The sequence below is a fragment of the Streptomyces sp. B15 genome, from assembly GCF_018070605.1.
GTDB classification, from domain to species: Bacteria; Actinomycetota; Actinomycetes; order Streptomycetales; family Streptomycetaceae; genus Streptomyces; species Streptomyces smyrnaeus.
This window is the reverse complement of the sequence record NZ_JAGPXJ010000026.1, coordinates 80,464-88,367: the sequence shown is the minus strand read 5'-3', so window position 1 is coordinate 88,367 and position 7,904 is coordinate 80,464. Positions and strand designations below refer to the sequence as shown.

At 72.5% G+C, this 7,904-nt stretch carries 6 protein-coding genes; all 6 read right to left on the bottom strand.

The window, feature by feature from the left end; genetic code table 11:
• The coding region (locus KBY19_RS14875; RefSeq protein WP_247690986.1) for an alpha-mannosidase at positions 1-2,054 on the bottom strand (2,054 nt) is incomplete at its 3' end.
• A gap of 114 nt (positions 2,055-2,168) precedes the next feature.
• On the bottom strand, positions 2,169-3,386 hold the full coding sequence (locus KBY19_RS14870; RefSeq protein WP_307842600.1) for a CehA/McbA family metallohydrolase: 1,218 nt from the start codon (positions 3,384-3,386) through the stop codon (positions 2,169-2,171).
• Complete coding sequence (locus tag KBY19_RS14865; RefSeq protein WP_210965937.1) at positions 3,383-4,555, bottom strand: ABC transporter ATP-binding protein; 1,173 nt, start codon at positions 4,553-4,555, stop codon at positions 3,383-3,385. Before KBY19_RS14865 ends, KBY19_RS14870 begins: the two co-directional genes overlap by 4 nt.
• Positions 4,555-5,391, bottom strand: coding sequence for a carbohydrate ABC transporter permease (locus KBY19_RS14860; protein ID WP_099879096.1), 837 nt, complete (start codon positions 5,389-5,391; stop codon positions 4,555-4,557). Before KBY19_RS14860 ends, KBY19_RS14865 begins: the two co-directional genes overlap by 1 nt.
• Entirely contained in the window at positions 5,388-6,410 is a 1,023-nt protein-coding gene (locus tag KBY19_RS14855; RefSeq protein WP_210956616.1) for a carbohydrate ABC transporter permease, read from the bottom strand. The genes KBY19_RS14860 and KBY19_RS14855 overlap by 4 nt, the downstream gene beginning before the upstream one ends.
• On the bottom strand, positions 6,385-7,782 hold the full coding sequence (locus tag KBY19_RS14850; RefSeq protein WP_185016415.1) for an extracellular solute-binding protein: 1,398 nt from the start codon (positions 7,780-7,782) through the stop codon (positions 6,385-6,387). The genes KBY19_RS14855 and KBY19_RS14850 overlap by 26 nt, the downstream gene beginning before the upstream one ends.
• Positions 7,783-7,904: the final 122 nt, after the last annotated feature.

The window sequence follows — 7,904 nt, the reverse complement described above, 5'->3', positions numbered from 1 at the left end:
AACCGCTCCCCGGCCCGCAGTTCGACGCGCGTGGTCACCGTCGTCCGCTCGGTGCCGACGGTGCGGCCGTCACCGGCGAAGTCGCCGGCCATCGGCCAGTCGTAGCGCCGTTCGACCTCGTACGCGCCGGTCAGCGGCCCCTCGGCGACCCGGCGGACGGTGACCGACTCCGGCCGGTCCACCAGGACGTCATGAGCGGGCGGGGCGTAGTTGTAGGTGTCGCCCAGGTCGCCGCCGTCCACCACCCGGCCGGCGCCGGCCAGTTCCACCCCCTCCGCGGTCCGTACGGCGAAGGTGCCGTCCTCGGCGAGCTCCACGGTGAGCAGGCCGTTGGTCAGTACGCCGTCCGCTGCGCTGACGGGGTACGCGGGGCCGGGCGTCGCGGGGGCAGCTGACGGCCGGAGGCCGGGGACCGCGCGCACGGCGGTGCGGCCCAGCGCCGGTACGGAGACCAGCGCGGCGACCCGCTGCCGCGGCTCCGCCTCGATGACCACCCGCCAGTCACCTCCGGTGCCCCCGGCGGTCTGCCCTTCGCCGCCGTGCCCCTCCCCGGACCGGGCCGCGGCCAGCGCGGCCTCGACCTCGGCGATGTCGAAGGGCAGTTCGCTCTTGCGGGCGACGGTGAAGTGCAGCAGCCGCCGGGCGGGATCGACACGCCAGCCGGTGATCTCCTGGCCGTACAGCTCGCTGCCGTGGACGCGGGCCAGCACCGTGGGCAGTCGGCGGGCGGGGACGGTGTCGTCGGCCAGCAGCCGGGGGGCGGTGGCGACGGGCTGCGCCGGGAAGACGCTGCCGTCGGCCGCGAGGAGGTGGACCGGGCCTTCCCCGGCGACATCCAGCTCCACCAGCTCGGTGCGCGGCGCGGGCGTCGGGTTGAGCAGCAGATGCGCGTCGTGCGGAACGTGCGAGGCCAGCTGTCCGCCGACCATGTCGCGGACGGCCAGGCCCAGTTGCTCGGCTTCGGCGATGCGCGCGGCGACCTGCTGCGCCGTCTCGTCGCAGCCGCATCCGGTAACCGAGTCGTGGCAGGAGACCTCGATGAGGCGCTGCCAGGCCATCTCCAGGAAGCGCTGCGCCGAGCCGTCGAACCAGAGCGCGGCCAGCGGCTCCGCGTACCGTTCCACGGCGCGTTCGGCGCGGGCCATGGCCTGCTTGAGCGGGGCGCGTACCGACAAGACGCCGGGCAGGATGTTGGCCCGCGCATGGCTGCGCAGTTCACCGTGGACCGTGCGCAGGCCCGCGACATCGGTGGGCTGGGCGGCGAAGTACTCGGCCATGGTCGCCAGCCGCAGCCGCACCCCGCCCTGCGCGGCGTGCCGGCTGTTGTGGTGCTCCAGCAGATCGGCGAGGTCGGCGGCGGGCGCGGTGTGGTCCGAGCCGTACATCGCCAGCATCGGGGAGCCGTCCGGGCGCCACGGACGGAGTTTCGCCGCGACGGCGCGCGCCCGTTCGGCGACCTTCTCGGGGTCGTCGAACAGTCCGGCGGCGCTGCCGTACCCGCCCGCGGCCAGATACTCGGTGCGGATGGCAGTGCCGTCGGGTGCGGTCCAGGCGAAGACGTGGCTGTCCACGGCGGCCGGCACCCCACGCCACACGCAGGCGTGTTCGAGTCCGGCGCCGCGCAGGATCTGCGGCAGCTGCGCGCAGTGCCCGAACATGTCGGGCAGATAGCCGACGGGCAGCGCACCGCCCATCTCCTGGCTGCGGCGCAGCCCGGTCCCAAGGTTGCGGACGATGTTCTCGCCCGAGCACAGGAACTCGTCCAGCAGGATCTGCCAGGGTCCCACGGCGAGCCGGCCGGCCTTCACCAGCGCGGTCAGCCGCTCACGCTGCTCGGGGCGCACCTCCAGATAGTCGTCCACCGCGACGGCCTGCCCGTCGAGGGTGAAGCGTTGGCGCGGATCGTCGTCCATCCGCTCCAGCACCTCGTCCAGCAGCCCGATGAGCTGCAGACGGAACTGCTGGAAGGGCAGATACCACTCCCGGTCCCAGTGGGTGTGCGGCACGATGACGAGTTCGTCCGTGTGCGGCTGGGTGACGTCCATGTCGCTCATCCGGATGCTGCCTCTCCGTCACGGGGGTGCTGGTGGCGGGCCCGCACACCGCGCCGGCGCGCCGCTCGGTGTGCGGGCCCTCGCCGGGGCCGCGCGCGGCCCCGGCCTGCGGGGTCAGCCGCACAGGGCGACCACCTCGCAGGTGTGGGTCTCGAGTCGGTGCAGGCCCTGCCCCGCCGGGAGGCTGACGGCGTTGCCCCGTACGACCGTGCGGGTGCCGTCCGGCCGCACCAGGACGGTGCCGTCGGCGTCCAGGGCGAGGAGTTCGTCTCCGTAGCGCAGCAGCACGGCGGCGTCCGGTCCGGCCGAGACGGCGGTGCGGCCCGCGTCCAGACCGCCCAGTACGTCGCCGTCCGCGCACAGCACCCAGGTGGTGGGGGCGCCGAGGGGACGGCCCTGTTCGGGCCGGTGGAAGTCGCTGCCGCCCAGCGGGACGACGTCGTCCCGCCAGGCCCGCGCCCAGGCGAGGGGAGCCCCGTGCCGCCGGTCCGCCCAGGAGTGGTGCCACAGCTCGGCGTGCCTGGGCCGCCGTCCGGCGAAGGGGAGTTCCCAGGCGCAGTCGTCTGCCAGCGGGTGGTTGACGGACAGCAGGCCGCCCGCGGCCTCGGCCCGGGTCAGCCAGTCCGCGGCCGGGCGGCGGAAGTCGATCCATCCGGTGTCACCGAAGACGTTGGCGTGGCCGAGGTCGGTGGTGACCTCCTGGCCGGGCAGCAGACTGATGCCCTGGCGGCGGCCGGCCGCCGCCAGGGCGGGGTGGTGGCTGACGGTGTTGTGGTCGGTGACGGCGAGGAAGTCCAGGCCCTCGGCTGCCGCAGCGCGGGCCAGTTCGTCGACGGTGAGGGTTCCGTCGCTGTGCTCGGTATGGGCGTGCAGGTCACCGGCCAGCCATCGCGCGCCGTCGTGGGAGGGCACCGTGCGCCGGGCGCGCCGGTCCGCCGGGGCGAGCGGTGGCGGGGTGGCGGCCGACGGCGCGGCGGGCGCCTGCGTGGCGCACCGCGCCCGTACCTCGTACGGCATCCCCTCCGGCGGTATGCGGTGCAGCCGCAGGAGGACCCGCCAGGTGCCGGGGACGAGCGGGCCCGGAAGGTAGCCGGGGGTGGCCCGCTCCTCCGCCACGGTGACGGTGTCGCGGGCGCCGCCCGACCAGCCGCGGAACTCCCCCTCGGGTCCCAGGAGCCCCAGATCCAGCACACCGGCGTGCCGCGGGTAGCTGAGCGTGAGGGTGAGCGCGGCCGTGCCGGCGGGTACGTCCACGGGGAGCGCACGCAGTATGCCGTCGGCGCGGTGCTCCATCGTCCAGGTGCCGCGGTGCGTGTGTTCGCGCGCCGTCACGAGGGCACCGGCTCCGCGTCGTCTGCCGGACCGTCGCTCACGCCGCTGCCCGGACCGTCCGCCGGGCCGTTCGCCGTGGCGTCCGTGGTGCCGTGCTCCGCGACGAGGTCTCCGTCCCGGTACAGCAGCGCCCGGTCGTGGCGCGGTACGGCCCATCCGCGGTTGCCTGGCTCCGGCTCGTGGTCCTCGGAGACGACGACCCGCACACTCACCCCGCCGCCGCACTCCAGGGTGACCAACTGGGCGCTGCCCAGGTTCTCGACGACGGAGACGGTGCCCGCCACGGCGCCTTCGGCCGGGACGTCGGACCACCTCAGATACTCGGGGCGGATTCCGTAGACGACCTTCTCCCCCGCCTCGGTCAGGGACGCCGCGACGTCGGGCAGCGGCAGCTCGCCGCCGGTCACCCGTACCGCACCGTGTGCCGTCACCTCGCCGTCCACCAGGTTCATCGGCGTCGACCCGATGAACGAGGCGACGAAGGTGCTGGCCGGGCGGCGGAAGACCTCGGTCGGGGTGCCGACCTGCCGCAGTTCTCCGCTCTCCATGACGGCCAGCCGGTCGGCCATGGCCAGCGCCTCGGCCTGGTCGTGGGTGACGAAGACGGTGGTGACGCCCAGTTCCCGCTGCAGCTTCTTGAGGAAGGTACGGGCCTCCAGCCGCATCCGCGCGTCCAGATTGGACAGCGGCTCGTCGAACAGGAAGACCCGTGGACGGCACGCCATGGCGCGGGCCAGCGCGGCGCGCTGCTGCTGTCCGCCGGACAGTTGGCCCGGCCTGCGCTCGACCAGAGGGCCGAGACCGAGTTCCTCGGCGGTCCGGCGGGCCTTGGCCGCGCGCTCCGCCCTGCCCACCTTCTTGACCTTCAGGGGGTAGGCGATGTTCTCCTCGACGGTCATGTGCGGGAAGAGGGCGTAGTCCTGGAAGACCATGGCGATGTCGCGCTCGCCGGGCTGCAGGGCCGTGACGTCGCGGTCGCCGATGTGGACGCTGCCGCCGCTGGCGGCCTCCAGGCCGGCGATGGTGCGCAGCAGGGTGGACTTGCCGCAGCCGGAGGGGCCCAGGAGGGCGAAGAACTCGCCGTCGCGGACGGTCAGGTCCAGGTCGTGCAGGGCCCGTACGCCGCCGGGGTAGACCTTGGCGAGCCGGTTCAGGGTGATGTCTGCCATCAGGCCTTGATCCCTCCGTGGAAGCGGAAGCCGTAGCGGCGGCTGACGAAGAGGAACATCAGCACGACCGGCAGGGAGTACAGCAGCGAGAAGGTGGAGATGAGCGCCAGGTCGGGCTGGCCACCTTCGGTGTAGAAGGTGTACATGACCACTGCGGCGGGCGACTTGTCGGGCGAGCGCAGCAGCAGGAACGGAATGAGGAAGTTGCCCCACACCTGGGCGATCGTCCAGACGCCGACGGTGGCCAGGCCGGGCCGTACGACGGGGACGACGACGTCCCACATGATCCGCAGCGGGGAGGCGCCGAAGACGCGTGCCGACTCCTCGTAGGAGCGCGGCGTGGTGTCCATGAAGTCCTTGAGGATGAAGATGGCCGCCGGCAGAAGCCCACCGGTGAGGACCAGGATGACGCCGAGGTAGGAGTCGACCAGGTTCAGTTCGGCCGCCAGCAGGAAGATCGGCACCATCGCGGCCGTGCCGGTGACGATGGAGGACAGCAGCAGCAGCGCGTACAGCAGCCCGTCCCGGCCCCGGATGCGGACCCGGCTGAGGGCGTAGGCGGCGAGCGCGGAGAGGCCGACGACGAGTACCGCACTGCCCACGGCCAGGATCAGTGAACTGGCCAGCGAGTCGACGGCGTTGGGGTTGTTCCACAGCCGCTTGAAATTGGCGAGGGTGAAGTCGGGCAGCGAGGCGGTGACGCCCGGGTGCGCGTCGAAGGGCGCGGCGGCCAGCCACAGCATGGGCAGCGCGAAGAACGCCAGGGCGAGCGCGACCAGGACGTAGGCGCCGATGCCGCGCAGCAGCGCCGGCACGGGATTGGTTCCGGTTCTCACGCCGCCTCCTTCTGACCGCCGCCGCGTGCCTTCCGCCGTGCTGTGCCGGACTTGTTCTTCTGCCCCAGCAGCCGTAGGTAGATCACCGCGACGACAAGGTTGATCAGCAGCATCAGGAAGGAGATGGCGGCGCCGTAGCCCAACTCCCCGCTTCCCAGCGCCGTCTTGTAGATGTGGACGGGCAGCGTCTCGGTCGCTCCGTCGGGTCCGCCCGCGGTGATGAGGAACGGCGTGAAGTCGTTGAACGTCCACAGGCTGATCAGCAGCAGATTGGTCAGGATGTGGCCGCGGATACGCGGGAGGACCACGTCCCGCAGCTGCTGCAGGCCGCCGGCCCCGGCCAGCCGCGCGGTCTCCAGATGGGAGGCGGGCACGTTTCCGAGGGCCGCGCTGTAGAGCATCATCGAGAAGGCGCTGCCGCGCCAGATGTTGTAGACGACGATCGACAGCATCGGGTGGTCCAGCAGCCAGGCCGCGCCCGGCGTACGGAGCAGTTCGTTGAGGGTGCCGCCGTCCCGGTCGAGGAAGGCGATCCACAAGAAGGCGACGACCGAGCTGGGCAGGATCCACGCGAGCATGACCAGCACTTCGAGGATGGTCCTGAGCCGGCCGGTGCGCTCCCGCATCCACCAGGCGAGCGCGAAGCCGAGTCCTGCCTGGCCGATGACGGCGGAGCCGAGCACGAAGACCAGGGTGAGGCGCAGGGAGCGCCAGAAGCCGTCGTCACCGAGGGCCTTGGTGAGGTTGTCGAAGCCGACGAAGGCGGGGTCGATGGCGGGGATGCCGGTCAGCCGGTAGTCGGTGGCGCCCAGGTAGAGCGTCCAGAGGGCGGGCAACACGAGGAAGAGGGCGACCAGGAGCAGTGCGGGGGCGAGGAAGGCGGCGGCTCTTCGCCGGCCCAGCCCCGCCGCGTCGCGCTCCGGTTCCTCACGTACCGGCCGCCGCTTGCCTTCCTCGGCCGTCTCCTGTCCCTGGGGTCCCGCCGGGGAGGGGTCAGCCGATGATGTGGTCGCTGCCACCGAGCACCTCCTCCAGCTCCTTGCGGTAGGCCTGTGCGGCGCTTTCGGGGCTTTTGCCCGCCACCACCTGGGCCGTCGCCTCCTGGAGTGCGAGGGAGACGGCGGTGTAGGCGGCCAGCGGTGGCCGGAATGTGGTGACGGGCAGCGCCTTGTCGGCGCAGAAGCGGAGCATGGGGTCCTTGTCGAGGACCGCGTCGTTGACGTCGTCCCGCTCGGTGATCATCGCCGCGTCGCCGAGCCGGGCCTTCAGCGCGGGCGCCGAGTGCAGCGCGGTGAGCAGTTCGAAGGCCTGCCGGGGGTGGCGGGTGTGCGGGTTGAGCACATGAACGGCACCCCCGGAGAGGCTGACGTGGTCCCGGCCGCCGGTCGCCTCATGGCGGGCGCGGGCAGGAATGAGCGCATATCCGACATCGTTGTCACGCCGCTTCATGGGGGCGGTGCCGGTCTCGGGGGAGATCACGTCCCGCCAGAAGTAGTCCCCCTCGGCGAGGATGCCGAGGCTGCCCTCCGCGAACCGCTCGAACGACTTGTCCCGGCCCTTGGCCTCCTGCTGCAGCTTCGGGTCGCCCAGGCCGCTCCGGTAGACGTCGCGGTAGAAGCCGAGCACGGCGCGGAGCTCAGGGGTGTCGCCGTACCAGCGATCCCCCTCGGCCAGCCGGCCGCCCGCGCCGGAGAGCAGCGGCAGCACGCCCTGCATGGTGGTCGCCTCGCCCATGGCGGTGCCCGCGTTGATCTGCAGTGGGATGACGCCCTGGAGGCGCTTGAGCTTGCGGGCGGCGTCCAGGATGTCCTGCCAGCTGCCGGGCTGCCAGTCGACGGGGAGTCCGGCCCTGCGGAAGAGCGGCTTGTGGAAGTAGAGGACGCGTGCGTCGGTGCCCGCCGGGATGCCGTAGAGCCTGCCCTCGAAGCGGGCGAGCGCGCGCACCTTGGCGCTGATCTGCCGCCAGCCCGCCCAGTCGGCGACGTCCGGCCCGGCGACCTCGCGCAGCGGCTTGATGTACTCGGCCTGCGCGAACTCCCCGACCCAGATCCCGTCCAGCGACATGATGTCGGGGCCCGCGTGGGCCTTGAGGTCGAGTGCGAGCTTGGTCTTGTACTGCTCGTCGTCGACGCCGCTGGGCAGGAAGTCCACCCGGACGTCCACGCCCTGCTCACGCTGGCGCGCGACGAAGCGGGGAATGACCCACCGCTCGATCCACTCCGCCTCGTCGGCGTTCTTGCCGCCTGAGATGGCGTTGGTGGCGACGGTGAGCGCTATCTCGCCGCCCCCGCCCCCGCGCGGATCGAGCGGGCTCCCGCAGCCTGCGAGCGCCGCCGAGCCCGCCCCCAGGACGGCGGCGGTCAGCGCGGTTCTCCGCGCGATGACTCCCATCCGGGCCCCTCCTTGCGCCAGAGATCGTGCCGGAAGGTTGGCACGGCGCCCGGAGGACGAAAAGAGCTGTTGTCCTTACATTCACAGCACGGCCACAACCCGATGCGCTCCCGTGCCCCACC

Bases quoted from the DNA above. Each gene is read 5' to 3' on its own strand.
- KBY19_RS14865 (WP_210965937.1), bottom strand. From the start codon at position 4,555: ATGGCAGACATCACCCTGAACCGGCTCGCCAAGGTCTACCCCGGCGGC.
- KBY19_RS14850 (WP_185016415.1), bottom strand. From the start codon at position 7,782: ATGGGAGTCATCGCGCGGAGAACCGCGCTGACCGCCGCCGTCCTGGGG.